The organism is Achromobacter sp. ISS7 (genome assembly GCF_056523125.1).
On record NZ_JAWRZD010000001.1, the window covers coordinates 818,817 to 838,667 of the forward strand.

At 67.3% G+C, this 19,851-nt stretch carries 24 protein-coding genes and 1 tRNA gene; 16 read left to right on the forward strand and 9 right to left on the reverse strand.

What is annotated here, in order from left to right:
* Window positions 1-29: 29 nt before the first annotated feature.
* Window positions 30-1,805, forward strand: a complete 1,776-nt coding sequence (gene ptsP, locus AC1HFW_RS03750) for a phosphoenolpyruvate--protein phosphotransferase (protein WP_050813141.1) — start codon at window positions 30-32, stop codon at window positions 1,803-1,805.
* A gap of 145 nt (window positions 1,806-1,950) precedes the next feature.
* On the opposite strand, the gene amt is transcribed toward ptsP, so the two are convergent.
* Window positions 1,951-3,189: an ammonium transporter gene (gene amt, locus AC1HFW_RS03755; protein ID WP_479281853.1), complete on the reverse strand. Its 1,239-nt coding sequence runs from the start codon at window positions 3,187-3,189 to the stop codon at window positions 1,951-1,953.
* Window positions 3,190-3,221: 32 nt separating this feature from the next.
* Window positions 3,222-3,560 carry a P-II family nitrogen regulator gene (locus AC1HFW_RS03760; protein WP_006218735.1) on the reverse strand — a complete coding sequence of 113 codons (339 nt, stop codon included), beginning with the start codon at window positions 3,558-3,560 and terminating at the stop codon, window positions 3,222-3,224.
* A 546-nt stretch (window positions 3,561-4,106) separates the two neighbouring features.
* On the opposite strand from AC1HFW_RS03760, the gene AC1HFW_RS03765 reads away from it, so the two are divergent.
* From AC1HFW_RS03765 to AC1HFW_RS03810, 10 genes are all read left to right on the forward strand, one after another.
* Entirely contained in the window at window positions 4,107-4,544 is a 438-nt protein-coding gene (locus AC1HFW_RS03765; RefSeq protein ID WP_006394061.1) for a DUF5339 family protein, read from the forward strand.
* Between the two features lie 151 nt (window positions 4,545-4,695).
* Window positions 4,696-4,947 carry an accessory factor UbiK family protein gene (locus tag AC1HFW_RS03770; RefSeq protein WP_006394062.1) on the forward strand — a complete coding sequence of 84 codons (252 nt, stop codon included), beginning with the start codon at window positions 4,696-4,698 and terminating at the stop codon, window positions 4,945-4,947.
* 86 nt (window positions 4,948-5,033) lie between these two features.
* Entirely contained in the window at window positions 5,034-6,578 is a 1,545-nt protein-coding gene (locus tag AC1HFW_RS03775) for a YifB family Mg chelatase-like AAA ATPase (RefSeq protein WP_479281855.1), read from the forward strand.
* Window positions 6,579-6,945: 367 nt separating this feature from the next.
* Complete coding sequence (gene rpmI / locus AC1HFW_RS03780; RefSeq protein WP_006394064.1) at window positions 6,946-7,143, forward strand: 50S ribosomal protein L35; 198 nt, start codon at window positions 6,946-6,948, stop codon at window positions 7,141-7,143.
* A 17-nt stretch (window positions 7,144-7,160) separates the two neighbouring features.
* Entirely contained in the window at window positions 7,161-7,520 is a 360-nt protein-coding gene (gene rplT / locus AC1HFW_RS03785) for a 50S ribosomal protein L20 (protein ID WP_006387998.1), read from the forward strand.
* Between the two features lie 77 nt (window positions 7,521-7,597).
* Complete coding sequence (gene pheS / locus AC1HFW_RS03790; protein ID WP_054432353.1) at window positions 7,598-8,620, forward strand: phenylalanine--tRNA ligase subunit alpha; 1,023 nt, start codon at window positions 7,598-7,600, stop codon at window positions 8,618-8,620.
* Window positions 8,621-8,634: 14 nt separating this feature from the next.
* On the forward strand, window positions 8,635-11,052 hold the full coding sequence (gene pheT, locus AC1HFW_RS03795) for a phenylalanine--tRNA ligase subunit beta (RefSeq protein WP_241075862.1): 2,418 nt from the start codon (window positions 8,635-8,637) through the stop codon (window positions 11,050-11,052).
* Window positions 11,053-11,055: 3 nt separating this feature from the next.
* Window positions 11,056-11,394 (forward strand): integration host factor subunit alpha, encoded by a 339-nt coding sequence (locus tag AC1HFW_RS03800; protein WP_006388001.1) that lies wholly within the window; start codon window positions 11,056-11,058, stop codon window positions 11,392-11,394.
* Between the two features lie 57 nt (window positions 11,395-11,451).
* Window positions 11,452-11,883 (forward strand): MerR family transcriptional regulator, encoded by a 432-nt coding sequence (locus AC1HFW_RS03805; protein ID WP_061071772.1) that lies wholly within the window; start codon window positions 11,452-11,454, stop codon window positions 11,881-11,883.
* A gap of 174 nt (window positions 11,884-12,057) precedes the next feature.
* Window positions 12,058-12,134, forward strand: a tRNA-Pro gene (locus AC1HFW_RS03810).
* A 327-nt stretch (window positions 12,135-12,461) separates the two neighbouring features.
* On the opposite strand, the gene AC1HFW_RS03815 is transcribed toward AC1HFW_RS03810, so the two are convergent.
* The 4 genes from AC1HFW_RS03815 to AC1HFW_RS03830 all read right to left on the reverse strand — a co-directional run bounded on the left by AC1HFW_RS03815 (window position 12,462) and on the right by AC1HFW_RS03830 (window position 14,331).
* Window positions 12,462-12,836: a hypothetical protein gene (locus tag AC1HFW_RS03815; RefSeq protein ID WP_479281859.1), complete on the reverse strand. Its 375-nt coding sequence runs from the start codon at window positions 12,834-12,836 to the stop codon at window positions 12,462-12,464.
* Window positions 12,837-13,173: 337 nt separating this feature from the next.
* Window positions 13,174-13,332 (reverse strand): DUF6726 family protein, encoded by a 159-nt coding sequence (locus AC1HFW_RS03820; RefSeq protein ID WP_006394071.1) that lies wholly within the window; start codon window positions 13,330-13,332, stop codon window positions 13,174-13,176.
* Window positions 13,333-13,583: 251 nt separating this feature from the next.
* Window positions 13,584-13,859 carry a hypothetical protein gene (locus AC1HFW_RS03825; protein WP_240320252.1) on the reverse strand — a complete coding sequence of 92 codons (276 nt, stop codon included), beginning with the start codon at window positions 13,857-13,859 and terminating at the stop codon, window positions 13,584-13,586.
* A 100-nt stretch (window positions 13,860-13,959) separates the two neighbouring features.
* Window positions 13,960-14,331, reverse strand: a complete 372-nt coding sequence (locus AC1HFW_RS03830; RefSeq protein ID WP_479281861.1) for a VOC family protein — start codon at window positions 14,329-14,331, stop codon at window positions 13,960-13,962.
* Here AC1HFW_RS03830 and AC1HFW_RS03835 point away from each other — a divergent pair.
* The 5 genes from AC1HFW_RS03835 to AC1HFW_RS03855 all read left to right on the forward strand — a co-directional run bounded on the left by AC1HFW_RS03835 (window position 14,314) and on the right by AC1HFW_RS03855 (window position 17,446).
* Window positions 14,314-14,742: a hypothetical protein gene (locus AC1HFW_RS03835; protein ID WP_241075865.1), complete on the forward strand. Its 429-nt coding sequence runs from the start codon at window positions 14,314-14,316 to the stop codon at window positions 14,740-14,742. The two genes, AC1HFW_RS03830 and AC1HFW_RS03835, sit on opposite strands and share 18 nt — an antisense overlap.
* Before the next feature lie 69 nt (window positions 14,743-14,811).
* On the forward strand, window positions 14,812-15,117 hold the full coding sequence (locus AC1HFW_RS03840; protein WP_006388009.1) for an NIPSNAP family protein: 306 nt from the start codon (window positions 14,812-14,814) through the stop codon (window positions 15,115-15,117).
* Window positions 15,118-15,257: 140 nt separating this feature from the next.
* Entirely contained in the window at window positions 15,258-16,175 is a 918-nt protein-coding gene (locus AC1HFW_RS03845) for a PhzF family phenazine biosynthesis protein (protein WP_116521425.1), read from the forward strand.
* A gap of 280 nt (window positions 16,176-16,455) precedes the next feature.
* Window positions 16,456-16,890 carry a GNAT family acetyltransferase gene (locus AC1HFW_RS03850; protein WP_061071764.1) on the forward strand — a complete coding sequence of 145 codons (435 nt, stop codon included), beginning with the start codon at window positions 16,456-16,458 and terminating at the stop codon, window positions 16,888-16,890.
* Window positions 16,891-16,942: 52 nt separating this feature from the next.
* Window positions 16,943-17,446: an ankyrin repeat domain-containing protein gene (locus AC1HFW_RS03855; protein WP_479281864.1), complete on the forward strand. Its 504-nt coding sequence runs from the start codon at window positions 16,943-16,945 to the stop codon at window positions 17,444-17,446.
* 19 nt (window positions 17,447-17,465) lie between these two features.
* Here AC1HFW_RS03855 and AC1HFW_RS03860 read toward each other — a convergent pair whose 3' ends face one another.
* The 3 genes from AC1HFW_RS03860 to AC1HFW_RS03870 are packed head-to-tail and all read right to left on the reverse strand — an operon-like array spanning window position 17,466 to window position 19,785.
* A complete protein-coding gene (locus AC1HFW_RS03860; RefSeq protein WP_116521427.1) occupies window positions 17,466-17,822 on the reverse strand; it encodes a hypothetical protein in 357 nt (118 codons plus the stop codon).
* The gene (locus AC1HFW_RS03865; protein ID WP_116521428.1) at window positions 17,823-18,776 is read right to left on the reverse strand and encodes a M14 family metallopeptidase; all 954 of its coding nucleotides are present in this window, start codon (window positions 18,774-18,776) and stop codon (window positions 17,823-17,825) included.
* A 10-nt stretch (window positions 18,777-18,786) separates the two neighbouring features.
* Window positions 18,787-19,785 (reverse strand): Bug family tripartite tricarboxylate transporter substrate binding protein, encoded by a 999-nt coding sequence (locus AC1HFW_RS03870; protein WP_479281867.1) that lies wholly within the window; start codon window positions 19,783-19,785, stop codon window positions 18,787-18,789.
* Window positions 19,786-19,851: the final 66 nt, after the last annotated feature.

Sequence of the window (19,851 nt, forward strand, 5' to 3'; positions counted from 1 at the left end):
CCGCCGGCCCTGACGATGTCGGGGCCGGCATGTCCGCGGCCGCTGCCGCGGTCCAGACGCATGACGGGGCTGGCTCTGCCAGCCCCGTTATTTGTTTGTACGGCAAGGGCGTGGCGCGCGGCTACGCCATCGGCCGCGCGGTGGTCATGGGCGCGGCGGCGCTGGAAGTCGCGCACTACCGCATTGCCCCCGAGGACGTGCCGGCCGAAAGCCGCCGCCTGACCGAGGCGCTGGCCTCGGCGCAGCAGGAATTGCGGCTGCTGGCCGACACCTTGCCGGCCGATGCGCCGCGCGAGCTGGGCGCCATGCTGAACGTGCACAGCCTGCTCCTGGGCGACCCGCTGCTGGCCGAGCAGACGCTGGCGCTGATCGCCGAACGCCACTACAACGCCGAATGGGCGCTGACGACGCAGGGCCAGATCCTGGGCCAGCAGTTCGACGCCATGGAAGACGAGTACCTGCGCGAGCGCGGCGCCGATGTGCGCCAGGTGATCGAGCGGGTGCTGCACGTGCTGGCGGGCACCTCGGCCACCTTGCCGGACATGTCGCACATGGGCGGCGACGACGCGCTGGTGGTGGTGGCGCACGACATTTCGCCGGCCGACATGCTGCGCCTGCGCGGCGGCCGTTTCGCGGCCTTCGTCACCGACCTGGGCGGTCCGACCTCGCATACCGCCATCGTGGCGCGCAGCATGGGCGTGCCGGCCGTGGTGGCCATGGGCAACGTGCGCGAGCTGGTGCGCGACGGCGACATGCTGATCATCGACGGCGCCGCCGGCGCGGTGGTGGTCAATCCGTCGGACCGCATCCTGCAGGAATACCGCCGCCGCCAGGCCGCCTACGCCGACGAGCGCGCCGAGCTGGGCCTGTTGCGCGACGAGCCGTCGGTCACCCTGGACGGCATCGACATCGTCCTGCATGCCAACATCGAGCTGCCGGAAGAGGCGGCGCTGGCGCTGGCCTCGGGCGCGCACGGCATCGGCCTGTTCCGCAGCGAGTTCCTGTTCATGGGGCGTCCGGACCTGCCGGGCGAGGAAGAACAATACGAGGCGTATGCATCGGTCGTGAAGGTGATGGCGGGCCGCCCGGTCACCATCCGCACGCTCGACATCGGCTCGGACAAGACGCTGGATGGCGAGGCCACCGTGGCCACCAATCCGGCGCTGGGGCAGCGCGCCATCCGCTACTGCCTGGCGCGTCCGGAGATGTTCGCGACGCAGTTGCGCGCCATCCTGCGGGCCTCGGCCCACGGGCCGGTGCGCCTGCTGATCCCGATGATCGCCCACATGCATGAAGTGGTGGCGACGCGCGCGGCCATCGAGTCCGCCCGGCGCGAGCTGGATGCGCGCGGGCAGGCCTACGCGCCGCACATGGAAGTCGGCGCCATGGTCGAGGTGCCCGCCATCGCGATCGCCATCGAGCCCTTCGCGCAGGCGCTGGACTTCCTGTCGATCGGCACCAATGACCTGATCCAGTACACCCTGGCCATCGACCGCGGCGACCACGACGTGGCGGCGCTGTACGATCCGCTGCATCCGGCCGTGCTGCGGCTGGTGGCCCACACCATCAACGCGGGCGAGCGGGCCGGCAAGCCGGTCGCGGTATGCGGTGAAATGGCCGGCGATTCGCGCATGACGCGCCTGTTGCTGGGCCTGGGCCTGACCGAGTTTTCCATGCATCCGCAGCAACTGCTGGACGTGAAGCGGGAAGTGCGGCGGGCGCACACCAACGCGCTGCGCGTGAAGGTGGCCAGCGCCCTGAACCGGGCCTTGCCGGTCGATCTGGACACGCTCGATCTGGCCTGACGGCCATTGGCGCCGGGGCATGGCTCCGGCGACCAGGAAAGCCCGGCGCATTGCGCCGGGCTTTTTTTACGCCCGGGCGAAAAAAAGCCCCCTGCGAGAGGGGGCTTTCCATCGCTCCGCCCGGCAGCGGGCGGGAGCGTGACGATCAGCTGTGGTAGGCCGATTCGCCGTGGCTGGTGACGTCCAGCCCTTCGCGTTCCTGGTCTTCCGGCACGCGCAGGCCGCACAGGGTATTGGCGATCTTGTAGGCGATCCAGGCGACCACGCCGGACCAGACGATGGTCAGCAGCACGCCTTCGAGCTGCACCCACAGCTGGCCCAGGATCATGCCGGGTTCCGCCAGGCCAGGGCCGCCCAGGACCTGGGCGTTGAAGACGCCGGTCAGCAGGGCGCCGACAATGCCGCCCACGCCGTGCACGCCGAACACGTCCAGCGCGTCATCGGCGCGCAGCAGGCGCTTCAGGCCATTGACGCCCCACACGCAGACCACGCCGGCAATCACGCCGATGATCAGCGCGCCCACCGGGCCGACCAGGCCGGCCGCCGGGGTGATGCCCACCAGGCCGGCGATGGCGCCGGAGGCGGCGCCCAGCATCGAGGGCTTGCCCTTGATGGCCCATTCCGTGAACAGCCAGGACAGCACGGCGCCAGCGGTGGCGATCATGGTGTTGAAGAAAGCCAGGGTGGCGTTCTCGTTGGCGGCCAGGGCCGAGCCGGCGTTGAAGCCGAACCAGCCCACCCACAGCAGGGCGGCGCCGACGAAGGTCATCGGCAGGTTGTGCGGCTGCATGGCTTCACGGCCGTAACCGACGCGCTTGCCGACCACATAGGCGCCCACCAGGCCGGCCACGCCGGCGTTGATGTGCACCACGGTGCCGCCGGCGAAGTCCAGCGCGCCCTTGGCGTTGAGCAGGCCCGGCACGGTTTCCGAGGCGAACCACACCATGTGCGCGATGGGGATGTAGGCGAAGGTGAACCAGATCACCGTGAACACCAGCACCGCCGAGAAGCGGGCGCGTTCGGCGAAGCTGCCGACGATCAGCGCGCAGGTGATGCCGGCGAACGTGGCCTGGAACGAGGCGAACAGCAGTTCGGTCAGCGAGTTCGACATGGCGTACTTGCCGTCGGCTGGATTGAACATGCCGGAGAAGAAGGCGCGCGAGAGGCCGCCGAAGAACGCATTGCCTTCGGTGAAGGCGAGCGAATAACCGTAGATGAACCAGAGGACCAGGCCCAGCACGAACGTGCACAACACTTGCAGCAGCACCGACAGCACGTTCTTGCTGCGTACCAGGCCGCCATAGAACATCGCCAGACCGGGTACGGCCATCATCAATACGAGGAGGGTAGAGACGAGCAACCAGGAGATATCTGCTTTATCCATTTTCAGGCTCCAATGAGTCTTTCTTATTTGTTCTACAGCGCAGCTTCGCCGGCTTCACCCGTCCGGATGCGGATCACCTGTTCAAGGGGGGCGGCGAAGATCTTGCCGTCGCCGATCTTGCCGGTGCGGGCGGCTTGTTCGATGGCTTCGATGACCTGGTCGACCAGGTGGTCGGGCACGGCGGCCTCGACACGCAGCTTGGGCAGGAAGTCGACGGCGTATTCCGCGCCGCGATACAGCTCGGTATGGCCTTTCTGGCGCCCGAACCCTTTCACTTCGGTAACGGTGAGGCCCTGGACGCCGATTCCGGATAGAGCCACCCGCACTTCGTCGAGCTTGAAGGGCTTGATGATGGCGATGATGAGTTTCATGGCATTTCCTCTCATGGTTGCACGTTGGCATCGTCAATCAAGCAAATTCCATGCCATGCGGGCCGGTACCCGGAAGGCGGGAAGGCAGGCGCGTTTGTTGTGCCTGAATGCACCAATATAGTGCGTCATGCACCACGCATCAGCCTCAAACCGGTGCATGCCGGGCCAAAGTGAGGAATGCAACGGAATATGTTTCGCCGCCGCCATTTGTTGCCAGTTGATGCCGGGCCGGTTGCGCTTTGTCGCGTTTGCCGCAGGCACGGCGGTCTTGGGCGTTTACTGCCCGACAGGCCGCTGAACGTTGCTGGCCGGGCCTCGGCTGGTGAATGGTCCGGGTGTCAGGCGATTGAAAGCGGTCCGGACAGAGTGTCAAAACGGGGGCGGGGCGTGATACGAGGGTTTACACGCATAAGCTTGTTGCCAAAGGTAGGCTGAAGAAGAATCAAGTCCAGCTCATGGCGGTATCTGGGCGTGACCGGGCCGCGGCAGGAGACACCGGCGTCGCGGCTCTCTGAACAAAGACGAAAAGCAAGAAAGGAAAGAGGAATGATGACGATCCAACGCAAGACCTTTGCCGTGCTGGCGCTGACCGCCGCGCTGGCCGCCCTGGCCGGCTGCAACAAGAGCGACGAAAAGGCCGCGCCGCCCGCGGCATCGACCACGCCGGCGCCGTCGACCACTACGCCGGGCACGCCGCCCGCGGCCACCACGCCGCCGGCTTCCACGCCCGCGCCGTCCAGCACGGCCCCGGCCGCCGGCGCCACCGCCGGCCTGCCCGCCGAATGCGACGCCTACCTGACCAAGGTCAGCGCGTGCATGGACAAGCTGGGCGCGTCCAACCCCGCGGCGGCCAGCTTCAAGCAGCAACTCGACGCGGCCAAGACGCAGTGGGCCACGATCAGCGACAAGACGCAGTTGGCGTCCCAGTGCAAGCAGTCGGCCGACCTGTTCGCGCAGTCGGCGACGCAGATGGGCTGCCAGTAACGATGTTGGTAGGGGGCTGCCCCCAAGGCGGCCCGGTTTTCTCCTGTGCTTTGATGGGCGGTCACCGCATGCGGCCCGCCCTTTTTTTTGCCCGCGGCCAGGCCCGTGGAAAGCACTACACTTGAGGCACCAAGAACATCGTGAGGCCGCTATGAACAATCGCACCCAGTGGATGGAAGACATCCAGAAGAACATCTCCGACCTGATCGCCCGCAGCCCGGCCGCGGACGTCGAGCGCAATGTACGCGCCATGATGACGCAGGCGTTCTCGAAGCTCGATCTGGTCACGCGCGAGGAATTCGATGTGCAGGCCGACCTGCTGGCGCGCACGCGTGCCCGCGTCGACCAGCTGGCCGCCACCGTCGAGCAGCTGGAGTCGCGCCTGTCCGCGCTGGACAAGTAATCCGCGCGGGACACTTTTGCCACGGCCGCCTGCGCGGCCGTTTTTGTTTTCGCCATACTCGTCTTCGATCGCCATCGGAGACTGTCTTGACGCTAGCCGTAATCGCCAGCCGTACCCTCAGCGGCCTGCATGCCCACGCGGTGCGGGTCGAAACCCACCTGGGGCCGGGACTGCCCAGCTTCAACGTGGTCGGCCTGCCCGACACCGAGGTGCGCGAAAGCCGCGAGCGGGTGCGCGCGGCCATCATCAACAGCGGCTTCAATTTCCCCGCCGGCCGCATCACCGTCAACCTGTCTCCCGCCGACATCCCCAAGGAATCGGGCCGGTTCGACCTGCCCATCGCCGTCGGCCTGCTGCTGGCGGCGGGGCAACTCGCGCCGCCGGGCGAGGGCGCGGCGACCGCGGGCGAGGGCGCCGCCGCGCCGGCGCCGGATCCGTTGCTGGCCGGCCTGGTGCTGGCCGGCGAGTTGTCGCTGACCGGCGCGCTGGTGCCGGTCGCCGCCGCCCTGGTGATCGCGTTGAGCGTGGCGCGGGAATCCCCCGGCGCCACCTTGATCCTGCCCGCCGGCAGCGCCGGACAGGCGGCCTGGGTCGAAGGGCTGCGGGTGTTGTCGGCGCGCAGCCTGGCGGACGTGGCGGCGCACGTGGCGGGCCATTGCCGCCTGCCGGACGCGCTGCCCGACGCCTGGCCCGAGGCGCCGCCGATGCCCTGCCTGGCGGACGTGCGCGGGCAGCCGGGCGCGCGGCGCGCGCTGGAGGTCGCGGCGGCGGGCGGCCACAGCCTGCTGATGGTGGGGCCGCCGGGGGCCGGCAAGAGCATGCTGGCCGCGCGCCTGCCGGGCCTGTTGCCGCCGCTGGCGCGCGCGCAGGCGCTCGAGGTCGCGGCCCTGGCCGCGCTGGCGGGCGCGCCGCCGGTCAGGATGGGCACGCCGCCGTTTCGCGCGCCGCACCACTCGGCGTCCGCCATCGCCCTGGTGGGCGGCGGCGGCCGGCCACGGCCGGGGGAGATCAGCCTGGCCCATCATGGGGTGTTGTTCCTCGACGAGCTGCCGGAATTCAGCCGGCGCACGCTGGAGGCGCTGCGCGAGCCGCTGGAGACGGGCAGGGTGGTCATCGCCCGGGCGCTGCAGACGGCGCAGTTTCCCGCCCGCTTCCAGCTGGTGGCCGCGATGAATCCTTGCCCCTGCGGCTGGCGCGGCCATCCACGGCGGGCCTGCCAGTGCACGCCCGACCAGGTGGCGCGCTACGCCGGCAAGGTCTCGGGGCCGCTGCTCGACCGGATCGACCTGCACCTGACGTTGCCGCCGGTCGATCTGGAAAGCCTGCAGGGGCCGCCGGGCGAGGCGTCCGAGCCGGTCAGGGCGCGCGTGGCGCGTTGCCGTGAACGCCAGCTGGCGCGCCAGGGCAAGCCGAACGCCGCGTTGGCCGGCGCGGAGCTGGAGCGCCACTGCCCGTTGCAGCCGCCGGCCCGCGACCTGTTGCTGCAGGCGATGCGCCGGCTGGCGGGCTCGGGCCGGGCCATGCATCGTGCGCTGCGGGTGGCCCGGACCATCGCCGATCTCGACGAGGCGGACGGGCTGGAGGCGCACCATGTGGCGCAGGCGGTGCAGTACCGGCGCCCGGGGGCATAATGCGTGGCGGAGTCCGTTGCCGTCGGCAGGGCGGACGGGTTCCGTCCCTGCATGTTCCCCTGTGTCTGCCCGCAAGCCCCGATCCGGCTCGACAAAACCAGGGAAATCACCATATAATCAAAGGCTTTCCCGGATCCAGGCCATTTTTTTCGCCCGGGCCATCGGGGAAAGTTGCAGTACCCCAGTAGTTGAAGTATCCCAGAAGTACCCCGGAAGTACCCCCAGAAGTGGCAAGAGGTCCTCAAGTTTTGCCGCAATGGTGTAGGTCGAACGTGCCTGCCTTCATGGCCGGCGCGGCGCCAACCGCCTTGCGACAAGCACCTCGCGTCATGTAAATCAACAATAGTGTTCAGTTTAGGGAATCATCATGCCCAAGATGAAAACCAAGAAAAGCGCCGCAAAGCGCTTTCAGGTTCGCGGCAGCGGATCCATCAAGCGTGGTCAGGCGTTCAAGCGTCACATCCTGACCAAGAAGACGACCAAGGCCAAGCGCCAGCTGCGCGGTTCGGCAGCGGTCCATGAATCCAACGTGGCTTCCGTGAAAGCCATGATGCCTTTCGCTTGATCTAAGGGAGATCTACTATGCCTCGCGTCAAACGCGGCGTAACTGCCCGCGCACGTCACAAAAAAGTCATTTCCGCCGCCAAGGGTTATCGTGGCCGCCGCGGTAATGTGTTCCGTATCGCCAAGCAAGCGGTCATGCGCGCTGGCCAATACGCCTACCGCGACCGCCGCAACAAGAAGCGCACGTTCCGCGCGCTGTGGATCACGCGTATCAACGCCGCCGTCCGCGAACATGGCGTCAGCTACAGCGTGTTCATCGCCGGCCTGAAGAAGGCTGCGATCGAACTCGACCGCAAGGTCCTGGCCGATCTGGCCGTGCGCGACAAGGCCGGCTTTGCCGCCATCGTGCAGCAAGCCAAGGCTGCCTTGGCTGCCTGATCGCGCGCTTTAACTCATCGCGCATCGCTGCAAACGGGGCTGTAATGGCCCCGTTTGCGTTTTGAAGGCTGGATTTCATGACTCAATCGGTTGACGACCTGGTTTCCCAGGCGCAAGAACGGTTCGCCGCGGCCACCGACGCCGCCGCGCTCGAAAACGCAAAGGCCCGTTTCCTGGGCAAGGACGGCGCGCTGACGGTCCTGCTCAAGGGGCTGGGCAAGCTCGATCCCGAGCAGAAGCGCGACATGGGCGCCCGGATCAATCAGGCCAAGCAGAAGGTCGAAGAGCTCCTGAACCTGCGCCGCGCCGCCCTGGTGCAAGCGGAACTGGATGCCCGACTGGCTTCCGAAACCATTGACGTATCGTTGCCGGGCCGTGGCCGCGTGCCGGGCGGCATCCATCCGGTCATCCGGACCTGGGAGCGCGTCGAAGAGATCTTCCGCTCCATAGGCTTCGACGTGGCGGACGGCCCCGAAGTCGAGAACGACTGGACCAATTTCACCGCGCTCAACAACCCGCTGGACCATCCGGCGCGTTCCATGCAGGACACGTTCTACGTCGACATGAAAGACGCCGACGGCCTGCCGCTGCTGCTGCGCACGCACACCAGCCCCATGCAGGTGCGTTACGCCCGCATGCACAAGCCGCCCATCAAGGTCATCGCGCCGGGGCGCACCTACCGCGTCGACAGCGACGCCACGCACTCGCCCATGTTCCACCAGGTGGAAGGGCTCTGGATCGCCGAGGACATCTCGTTCGCCGACCTGAAGGGCGTGTATACCGATTTCCTGCGTTGCTTCTTCGAAAGCGACGATCTCGTCGTGCGTTTCCGCCCGTCGTTCTTCCCGTTCACCGAGCCGTCGGCCGAAATCGACATGATGTTCACGTCGGGCCCGAACCGCGGCCGCTGGCTGGAGATCTCCGGCTCGGGCCAGGTGCACCCCCAGGTGGTGCGCAACTTCGGCCTGGACCCTGAACGTTATATCGGCTTTGCCTTCGGCTCCGGACTCGAGCGCCTGACGATGCTGCGTTACGGCGTCAACGACCTGCGCCAGTTCTACGAAGGCGATTTGCGCTTCCTGCGCCAGTTCAACGAATAACAGACGGCTAGATCATGCAATTTCCCGAATCCTGGCTGCGTACGCTGGTCAATCCTCCGATCGCAACCGACGAACTCGCGCACCGGCTCACCATGGCCGGCCTGGAAGTCGAAGACACCGTGCCGGCCGCGCCCGCGTTCACGGGCGTGGTGGTCGCGCACATCGTCGAGATCGCCCCGCACCCCGACGCCGACAAGCTGCGCGTCTGCCAAGTCGATGACGGCTCCGGCACGCTGCTGCAGATCGTCTGCGGCGCGCCCAACGCGGCCGCCGGCCTGAAGGTGCCGCTGGCCCGCGTCGGCGCGGAATTGCCCGGCGGCATGAAGATCGGCGTGGCCAAGATGCGCGGCGTGCAATCGTCGGGCATGCTGTGCTCGGCGCGCGAACTGGGCCTGTCGCAAGACCACGCGGGCCTGCTGGAACTGCCGGCCGAGATGACGCCGGGCCAGTCGATCCGCGAAGCGCTGGACCTGGACGACACGCTCTTCACGCTGAAGATGACGCCCAACCGCGCCGACTGCCTGTCGATCCTGGGCGTGGCGCGTGAAGTCGCCGCGCTGACCGGCGCGCCGCTGTCGGTGCCGACCGCCAAGGCCGTGCCCGTGACGCTGGACGAGCGCCTGCCCGTCAAGGTCGAGGCGCCCGACCTGTGCGGCCGCTTTGGTGGCCGCGTGATCCGTGGCGTGAACGCCCGCGCGCAGACCCCCGAGTGGATGAAGACGCGCCTGGAGCGCGCCGGCCAGCGTTCGGTGTCGGCATTGGTCGACATCTCCAACTACGTCATGCTGGAACTGGGCCGCCCCTCGCACGTGTTCGACCTGGACAAGATCCACGGCGACCTGTCGGTGCGTTGGGCGCGCGAAGGCGAGACGCTCGAGCTGCTGAACGGCCAGACCGTCACGCTGGATTCGAAGGTCGGCGTGGTGGTGGCCGGCGACCAGGTCGAAAGCCTGGCCGGCATCATGGGCGGCGAGGCCACCTCGGTCACGCTCGACACGCAGAACATCTACCTGGAAGCCGCGTTCTGGTGGCCGCAATCGCTGGCCGGCCGCGCGCGCCGCTTCAAGTTCAGCTCCGAGGCCAGCCACCGCGGCGAGCGCGGCGTGGACTTCGCCACGATTCCGCAGCACATCGAATTCATCACGCGCCTGATCGTCGACATCTGCGGCGGCCAGGCCGGTCCGCTGGACGACCAGATCGTCAACCTGCCCAAGCGCGAGCCGGTGCGCATGCGCCTGGCGCGTTGCCACCGCGTGCTGGGCGTGCCCGTCACGCAGGCCGAAGTCGCCAAGATCTTCGGCAGCCTGGGCCTGGAATTCACGCTCGATGGCGACGACTTCATCGTCACGCCGCCGTCGTACCGCTTCGACCTCGTCATCGAGGAAGACCTGATCGAGGAAGTGGCCCGCATCTACGGCTTCGAGAACATCCCCACGGTGCCGCCGATGGCGCGCGCCAAGATGTTCTCGCAGCCCGAAGTGCGCCGCGGCCCGCACGCGCTGCGCCGCCTGGCCGCCGCGCAGGACTACCAGGAAGTCGTCAACTACAGCTTCGTCGAAGCCGAGTGGGAACGCGACTACGCCGGCAACGACACGCCGGTCAAGCTGGTCAACCCGATCGCCAGCCACCTGTCGGTGATGCGTTCGAGCCTGATCGCCGGCCTGGTGGCCAACATCCGCCACAACGCCAACCGCAAGCAGACGCGCGTGCGCCTGTTCGAGCTGGGCCGCGTGTTCGCGCGCGACGACGCCGCCCAGGACGGTCCGCTGCAAGTGGCCGGCGTGCGCCAGCCGCTCAAGCTGGCGGGCGCCGCCTGGGGCCCGTCGGTGGAAGAGCAGTGGGGCGTGCCCGCGCGCCAGGTCGATTTCTACGACGTGAAGATGGACGTCGAGGCGCTGTTCGGCGCCCGTGGCGCCCGCCTGCGCTTCGAAGCCGCGGCCCATCCCGCGCTGCATCCGGGCCGTAGCGCCCGCGTCACGCTGGATGGCAAGCAGGTTGGCTGGATCGGTGAACTGCACCCGCGCTGGGCGCAGCAGGCCGACCTGGCGCACGCGCCGGTGGTGTTCGAGCTGGACGTCGATGCCCTGTCCGAAGGCGAACTGCCGCAGGTGCGCGAGCTGTCGCGCCAGCCGGTGGTGGTGCGCGACCTGGCCCTGTGGGTCGATGCGCCCGTGACCGCTCAATCCATGCTGGACACGGTGGCGGCGACGGTCAAGGCCGATCCGCAACTGGCCGTGGTGCAGGACGTGCGCCTGTTCGACGTCTGGCGCGAAAAGGCCCAGGGCGACCAGCCCGTGGCCGAGAAAAGCCTTGCGTTCCGTTTCTGGCTACAGGACACTGAGGTCACACTGGACGAAGCCCGGGTGGCTGATTGCCTGGCGCGCATCAAGGACGCTTTGGTCAGTGCCCACGGCGCGCGCCAGCGCGCTTGAACCATGGGGAACAGTATGCTTGCCGAGCCGCGTACCCTGACCAAGGCCGAGCTGGCCGAACTGCTCTTTGAGCGGGTCGGCCTGAACAAGCGCGAAGCCAAGGACATCGTCGATACGTTCTTCGAGGAAATCCGCGACGCCTTGGCGCGCGGAGACTCCGTCAAGCTCTCGGGCTTCGGAAATTTCCAGGTGCGCGACAAGCCGCCGCGCCCGGGGCGCAACCCCAAGACCGGCGAGACCATCCCCATCGCCGCACGCCGCGTGGTCACGTTCCACGCGAGTCAGAAACTCAAGAGCGTGGTGGAGCAGGCCACTCCCGCAGCGCCAGATGCCGAGGAGTGATACGCTTTGTCGGTAATTGTTATCGGCACTCGACGCATCGCGGCATAGAATTCTCTTATGACACGTACCGAATCCACCGTCACCTTACCGCCCATTCCCGCCAAGCGTTACTTCACCATCGGTGAGGTCAGCGACCTGTGCGGCGTCAAGCCGCACGTGCTGCGGTATTGGGAACAGGAGTTCACGCAGCTCAAGCCGGTCAAGCGGCGCGGCAACCGTCGCTATTACCAGCATCACGAAGTGCTGCTGATCCGCCGCATTCGTTCCCTGCTGTACGAGCAGGGCTTCACCATCAGCGGCGCGCGCAACCGCCTGGGCGATGCGCGCGACACGCCGCACGATCAGGACGCCGCGGTGCGCCTGACCGGCGCCGAGATGCAGGCCCTGCGCAACGAGCTGGGCAATGTGTCGGCGATGCTGGGCGAAGCGCTGGGTTCGCCGGCGCCGGTCGCCGGCGGCAACGCGGTGAGCGCGAGCGCCACGGCCTGAGCGGCGCGCGGTTCAAGCGCAGTTCAACATTCAGTACCTTGCGTGCCATGCGCGAGCCTTGCATGAAAGCGATGCAGGCATCGCGCGGGGCACGCAAATTTTTTTGAGTATTCGGCACTTTTTTTGCACCAATGCGTGCAAACAATTTTTAGGTCTGCTATACTCTTTTTCTTTCGGGGCGTAGCGCAGCCTGGTAGCGCACTTGCATGGGGTGCAAGGGGTCGCGAGTTCGAATCCCGCCGTCCCGACCAGCAATACCCTAGGGGGTTAGTGATGAAAATCACTAACCCCCTTTCTCATTGGCGCGTCCGCATAAGGCGTCCGCACAAGGCGTGCGGAGCATGTTGCGGCATGTGGCATGTGATCCATTAAGACCAGGAGCAAACACGAAGACCAGGAGCATGGCGGAATGCGCTGGGCTGAATGTGCTGCTTGCTGTTGTTGTGCTGCTCTTGGCATTGTGGCTGTTGCGCTGGTGTTCTCGCACCGCTTCAACAGCTAAACAGGCCGCTCGGATTCATGCGTGCATGAAAGGCACGAAGCCATGGATTTGAATCGCGCCGGCCTGGTCCGCGCAATCAGAACTTGAACCCGCTAATGTATTCCCCGCACGAGTTGTAGCTGATCTTCCCGTTGGTCTTCATGTCGTAGCGCAGCACCGTGCCGGCCTTGTCGGTGTAGAAGATCACCGCGCAGTCGGTGTATTCGGGAACATAGGCGCTGTACGAACCGTACGTCGTGCCCATCGGGCCGTTGGTGGAATAGCCGCGGCCCTCGTAGTGGCCGGGGTGGTAGCCATAAACGTAGGTGTAGCTCGTGGTCTGGTCATCCACTTTGTTTACGAACGGCTTGGCGCCGGTCTCGGGCGGCCAGGCGGGCAACATCTCGTTGATGTTCTTGCCGACCTGGGCGTTGAGCTTGTTGCGGGTGGGGGAGTAGACGGACAGTCCCATGCACGCGGAAAGCGTGAGCGGGAGGATGACGGCGGGGGCAATGCGGCAGATGCTTTTTAGCATTTAGTGGCCTCAGTTGGTGCGCATCGGGTGGGCGAGTATAGCCACCGCTTCTTGCGTTTGAGAAGGCAAAATCCGCCCTGGCAAGGATTGGTTTCAACCGTCAGAAAAGCTTCAGAAAACCGTCAGAAAACCGACAGGCAAACGCGGCGATTGGACGCGGATATTCCCTGGCGGTGGTGCCGTATTCAGGCTTGAGCGGATTGACGGGAGTGGCCGCGCGGGCGTGTCGGCGTCATGGCGAGTCATGCGCGAACGCGTGGCGTGGATCGTGCTTTCAGTCGATGACGTCGGCGCAGGCGTCGGTCGGTGCGGCGGCGACGCCGCCCACCACCGGCACGATCTTGATGACCGCGGATGTGACGCGGCAGGGCGCGGCGGCGAGACCGCAGCCGGTACAGGGCAGGCACAGCAGGGATACCAGCAACCACTTCATGGCATTCGTCGGCGAGGATTGGCGCCGCGGGCAAGGTCGGGCGCAATGCCTGGATTCTGCGCCGTGGACGGACGACGAATAGTGGGAAATTGCGCGGTGAATGTAATGACGTTTGCGCGCGGTCGGACAGGATGTAACGCGGGCCCGTCATGGCGGCCAGGCCCGGCCATGGGCGGGCGTGTTGAAGGCACGACGCCGTTCGGCGCATGGGCCACGGCGGACAGCGATTTCAGGATCGGGGCGCTCGCGCCTCAGCCGCGCGCCCGCAGCTTTGCTGCCGCGGACAATCCGAGTTGCAGGATCACCGCGATGCAGAGCGCCGCCAACATCGAGTCCAGCACCATGTTGTCCCACAGTCGCGGCGGACCGACGCGGAACTGGATGCTGTCGAATACCATGCCGGCGGTGAAGCCGGTGGCGAGCGTCCCGCGCCAACCGCGCAGCGGCACGCAGCGCAGCGCCAGCAGCACGGCCAAGGTGAGAACCCACAGGCGAGGCGCCATGGCCTGGGCGAGAAAATATGACAAGGGCTGGAGCTCCGGGAAGGATGAAAGCCCGCGCTGGCGCGGGCGCAAACCGGTTTTTAACCCAATATCGGATGACTGTCGTGGGAGCGCCGGCCCGGTGTCAGGGAAGGCGGGATTGCAGCGCGATGCGGTTGCCTTCGCTGTCGCGGATTTCGGCCACCTGCCAGCCGGAGCCGGTCGGGGTCTTGGGAAACAGCACCTCGCTGCCCAGCGCCTGGGCCTGTCGCAAGGCCGCGTCGAGATCGCGCACGCCGAAGTAGACGATGGGGCCCTGCAGGGTGGGGAGATAGGCAGGGCCCTGGGCCAACGCACCGCTGGCGCCGTCCTCTCCTTCCTCGAAGGGGAAGTAGGCGAATCTGCTGTCATGCAGATCGACGATGCCCTCGAACGCGATGCCGAATACCTGGCTGTAGAAGCGCATGGCGCGTTCGAGGTCGGTGGCGGGAATTTCGACGTGCTGGATCAGGTTCATGGGCGGATCGGCGAAATGTGTCGGGGCGCCGCATTGACGCGCGGCGAGGGCTGTGGGATTGTCGCAAAGAAGTCGGCGTTCTTGCGCCGCCGCGATGCGAGCCTTGCCATGTCCCACCTCCCGAAACCGAATGCCGCCGTGCGTCACTACCGCTTCGCCTGCCAGGACATCGAGGCGCGATACGGCCATGGCAATTTCGATGATGCCGGCGACTGCATCGCCGAGGCGCTGCGAGACGTGTCGGCCTGGGAGGGGCAGTATCCGCTGGATTTCGAATTCGAGACCTCGCACCCCAACCCGTGGTACCACGAGTTTGTCGCGACGGTCTGCGGCCTGTCCGATGAGGTGGCGCGGCGTTTCGACGATCGCATGCGCTTGCTTGGCCTGCCGCCGCCGCGCTCGGTGGATTGACCCGGATTTGTCCCGCGCGCTAGGATGCCGCGGCGTGTTCGCGCCTCATCCACCCTCCACGGAGTCTTCATGGTTACCTGCTATCTGCGTTACGTCATCGACCCCAGCCGCCTCAAGGAATTCGAAGCCTACGGCAAGATGTGGATTCCGCTGGTGGAGAAGTTCGGCGGCACGCACCATGGCTATTTCCTGCCGTCCGAAGGCGCCAACAATATCGCGCTGGCCCTGTTCACGTTTCCCAGCCTGGCCGAATACGAACGCTATCGCCAGCAGTCGATGCAGGACGCGCAATGCCAGGCGGCATTCAAGTACGCCGAGGACACGCGCTGCATCCTGAGCTACGAGCGCAGCTTCTTCCGCCCCGTGTTCGACTGAGCGGAGCGCGCGGGCGCGCGGCGGGCCGGGTTCGGCCGCGCGCCTCTGTTATGCCTGGATTTCGACGGCTCTGTGTCTGTCGCGCAAGGCGGGCGGCGCGGATAATTTTCCGCATCCGCCATCCCTTTGAAGGAACCCGCATGCGCTACCGCTACGTCACCGCCGATGTCTTCACCGAGCACGCCTACCAGGGCAACCCGCTGGCGGTGGTGCTGGAGGCCGACGGCCTCGATACCGGGCAGATGCAGCGCATCGCCCGCGAATTCAATTATTCCGAAACCAGCTTCGTGCTGCCGGCGCGTGATGCCGCGCACACCGCCTGGGTGCGCATCTTCACGCCCGACCGCGAGGTGCCGTTCGCCGGCCATCCGAACGTGGGGACGGCCGTGGTGCTGGCGCGCGAGATGATCGCGGCCGGCCAGCCGGCGCCGGCGCGCTTCGTGTTCGAGGAGGAGGCGGGCCTGGTGCGCATCGACCTGCGCTATGGCGAGGACGGCCGCCTGGTGGGCGCCGAGCTGGCCGCGCCGCAGCCCTTGACGCGCGCCAGCCAGGTGACGGCCGAGGCCGCGGCGCGCGCCCTGGGCCTGGCGCCGGGCGATATCCTGCTGTCCGAGCATGCGCCGCAGGTCGTGTCGGTGGGCCTGATTTTCCTGGTGGTGCAATTGGCCAGCCGCGATGCGCTGCGCCGCGCCCGGCCGGATCCGGCCGGCTATGCGGCATTGCTGCCGCTGGACGGCGCCCGTTCCATCTACGCCTACACCACCGATTGCGGCGCCGAGACGTCGCTGGGGCCGACGGACATCCAGGCGCGCATGTTCACCGGCCGCATGACCGAGGACCCCGCCACCGGCAGCGCCACCGGCGCCGCCACGGCGTTGCGGGCGGCCCTGCGCGGCCAGGGTGAATTGCGCCTGCGGGTGGGGCAGGGCGTGGACATGGGCCGGGCCAGCCTGCTGCTGGCGCACGCCGAGGTGCGCGCCGACGGCGTATGGGCTGGCGTGGCGGGCCAGGCGGTGGTGGTGATGGAAGGCACGCTGCCGGCGCCCGCCGCGGCCTGAGCGGCGCGCTTGTCGCGGCGGGCCGGGGTCGTGTATGCTGCCCGCCATGAACCGCATTCTCATCGCCCCGCCGGCCGCGCCGGCCCGGGCAGACAACCGACGAATCACTCGACGCCTGCGTTGAGTGGCAAGCCGTGTTCGAACGCCGGATCCCCGGTGTTCCATCCAGAAGGCCACGATACCCCTCGTGGCCTTTTTGTTTGCGCGGCATGCGCGCTTTGCTTTCCAGCCATCGAGGCGTAGCGCCCGGCCTTCGTTTTCCCTTCAAGAGGAACGAAGCATGAAGCATCCCGAACTGGCCATCCGGTCTTTTCATCCGGCGGACGAAGCCGCCATCATCCAGCTGTGGACCGACTGCGGGCTGACGCGTCCCTGGAACGATCCACGCAAGGACGTGGCGCGCAAGCTGACCGTGCAATCCGATCTGTTCCTGGTGGGCGAGGCGGACGGCGCCATCGTCGGCACGCTGATGGGCGGCTATGACGGCCACCGTGGCTGGGTCAACTACCTGGCGGTGTCGCCGGCGCACCAGCGCCGCGGCTATGCGTCGGCGTTGATGCGGGCGCTGGAGCGCAAGTTCCTGGAGATGGGCTGCCCCAAGATCAACCTGCTGATCCGTGCCGGCAACGTGGCGGTGAAGGATTTCTATGCCAGCCTGGGGTTCCAGCAGGACGAGGTGATCAGCCTGGGCAAGCGCCTGATTCCCGATCTGTGATCCGGGCGGTGTCTAATGGGCGCCTTCGACTCTTTTCCGATGACGGGTTTTCATGACGACACCAGACGAACAACTGCTGCAGGCCGCGACGGCCGGCGACGCACCGGGCGTGGCGCAGGCGCTGGCGCTTGGCGCGGCGGTGGACACGCGCAATGCGTTCGGCGCCACGCCGCTGTTCTGCGCGGCGACCGCCGGCACGGCCGAGGCGGCGCGCCTGCTGCTGGCGCAGGGCGCGGACACGGCCTGCCAGGCGGGGCATGGATTGACCGCGCTGCATCAGGCCGCGGGCTGGGAGCACCTGGACCTGGTGGCCTTGCTGCTGGAGGCGGGGGCGCAGGTGGATGCCGCGTCCGACGACGGCGGCACGCCCCTGATGGCGGCCGCGGCGCGCGGCAATGCCGCCATCGCCGCATTGCTGCTGGCGCATGGCGCCGAGGCCGATCGCCGCGACGAAGAAGGCTGGAACGCCTGGGCCTGGGCCGTCGAGAAGGGCGCGCAGGAGGTGGCGGACCTGCTGGAGGAGGCCGGCGCCGAGCCGGCGTTCCCCGAGGAGTAAAGCCCGTCGCCCCGCGCGCTCAGTCGACGCCGGGCGGCAGGCGCCATGCCGGCGGAAGGTGGGCGAACTGGCCCCAGGATGTCCAGGGTTGTCCGCTCGCGTTCCGCGGCCGCGTCCACAGGCCCCATTCGGGCGGATCGGGAAAGCCATGCCAGAGCAGTTGGGTCAGCACCCAATGCTCGTCCTGCACGGTGGCATGGCAGACGGCTTCGGCCGAGCGCAGTTGATCCGCGGTCAGGTCGAATAGTCCCTCGGCCGGCAGGTCGGCGTACGGGATGCTTTGCCAGCTGACGGCCACCATCCCGCGGACATGGAAACCCTGCCGCTGGATGTCGGCGGCGGCGTCGTCCAGGTCCCAGGGATGGGGCTCCCACATCTACATCGGCTCGGTCAGGTACACCGCTTCACGGCCGACGATGGGCATGCGGGTCGGCATGAAGATGGTGCAGTTGTCGCAAGGCGAGCGGATTTCCTCGCCGGCGTTGATGGCGATGAGCTCGCCCTTGTTGAAGACCTCGAAGCCCAGCAGCGGCCGCGTGAAGGTGAAGTCCTCGGACTTGACCATATGCACTTCCAGTAGCCGGAAGGGTTGCGCGGGCGCCGCCGGCGCGCTGTTGGCCGGGGCGTCGATCAGGCCCAGGTGCGCCAGGAAGCGCAGCGTGACGTCGGTGGCGAGCAGGGCGGCCGATTGCGCGAAATGCTGGCCGCACTCGACCACCAGCGCGCCGCCGCTGTCCGAGGCGGGATCGCCATGGCGGCCGTAGTTCAGCACGCCAGTGCCGGGGAAGCGGCCGGCCGGCATCACCAGTTGCACCGCGGGCGCGCCGACGGCGGCGGCCAGCGCGGTGTTGCGGTCCATCTCGGGATAGACCCAGAACGGCTGCACCGGCGCCCGCGTCGAATGGATATCGAGCACGTAGTCGGCCGCGTCCAGCACCGGGCGCAGTTCGCGCGCGCGCCGCAGCTCCGGGCTCTGCTCGCTGCCGTCGAGCCATTCGGGCGACCAGATGCGGTTCAGGTTGTGGACCAGCTGGCGGTTTTCGTAGGGGTTGTCGATGTCGAAGGCGTTGTACGCCTCCATGTTGGCAAAGCTCACGGTGAGCGTGCCGATCTTCGGGCGCACGCCCGTATCGAGAAGATGGGTGGCCGCCACCATGCCGCAGATCTCGTTGCCGTGCGTCAGGGCGTTGACCAGCACGTGGGGACCGGGCTTGCCCGATTCGAAACGGTGCACGTAGTCGATGCCGGTATTGCCCTGGCGATAGGCGGAAAGATCGCGTGGCAGGACTTCGAGCGGCGCGGTGTCGGGGGCGAAAGCGGGGTTGGTCATATCGGGGATCCTATTCCGGACGGATGCCGGCGCGGTCGATCAGGTCTTTATACAAGGCCAGGCGCTGCGACATCATGTCGGTAAATTGTTGGGGCGTCTGCAGTTCGGGCGGCAGCGCGCCACTCTTTTCCAGGGACTGCACGGTGCTGTCCTGGCGCGCGGCGGTCTGTACGGCCTCCAGCAGCTTTTTGGTGATCTCGGGTGGCGTGCCGGCCGGGGCGGCCAGGCCGATCCACGACATCGCGTTCAGCACCGGATAGCCGAGTTCGGCGAAGGTGGGGATGTCGGGCAGGGCTTCCTGGCGCGTGGGCGCGGCCACGGCCAGCGCGCGCATCTTGCCGCTCTGGATGTGCGGCAGGAAGGGCGCCAGGTTGTCCAGCGCGAACTGGGCTTCGTTGGCCAGCAGCGCGTTCAGCAGCGGCGCGCCGCCGCGGTAGGGCACGTGCACCGCGCGCAATTGCAGGGTGTGCTTGAGCAGCTCGGCGTTCAACTGGCCCATGCTGCCGACGCCCGCGGTGGCGAAGTGGACGTCGTCCGGATGCGCCTTCAGGTAGGCGACGAATTCCGCGAAGTCCTTGACGGGCAGGGCGGTGCTGGTGACCAGCACATTGGGCGTGCGCGCCAGCTGCGAGATGGACGTGAAATCCTTGATCGGGTCGTAGCCCAGGTTGGGATGCATCAGCGGATTGGCCAGGTGCGAGCTCTGCGACGACGCGACCAGCGTGTAGCCATCGGGCTTGGCGCGCGCCACGCGCTGGCTGCCGATCGCGCCGCCGGCGCCGTCGCGGTTCTCGACCACCACGGTCACGCCCAGGATCTTGCCCAGCACTTCGGCGTAGAGGCGGCCGACCAGGTCGACCGAGCCGCCGGCGGGGAAGGGCACGACCAGGGAGATGGGGCGCGACGGATAGGTGTCGGCGCGCGCGGACAGCGGCAGCAGGGCGGCGGCCATGCCCGCGATGAGCAGATTGCGGCGGACGGGCGACGCGGCCTCGGTGGGATGCTTCATGACGCTCTCTTGTGGTGACGGACAGTTCGGTCTATTCTGCAACGGACGTTGCAGAACGAAATATAG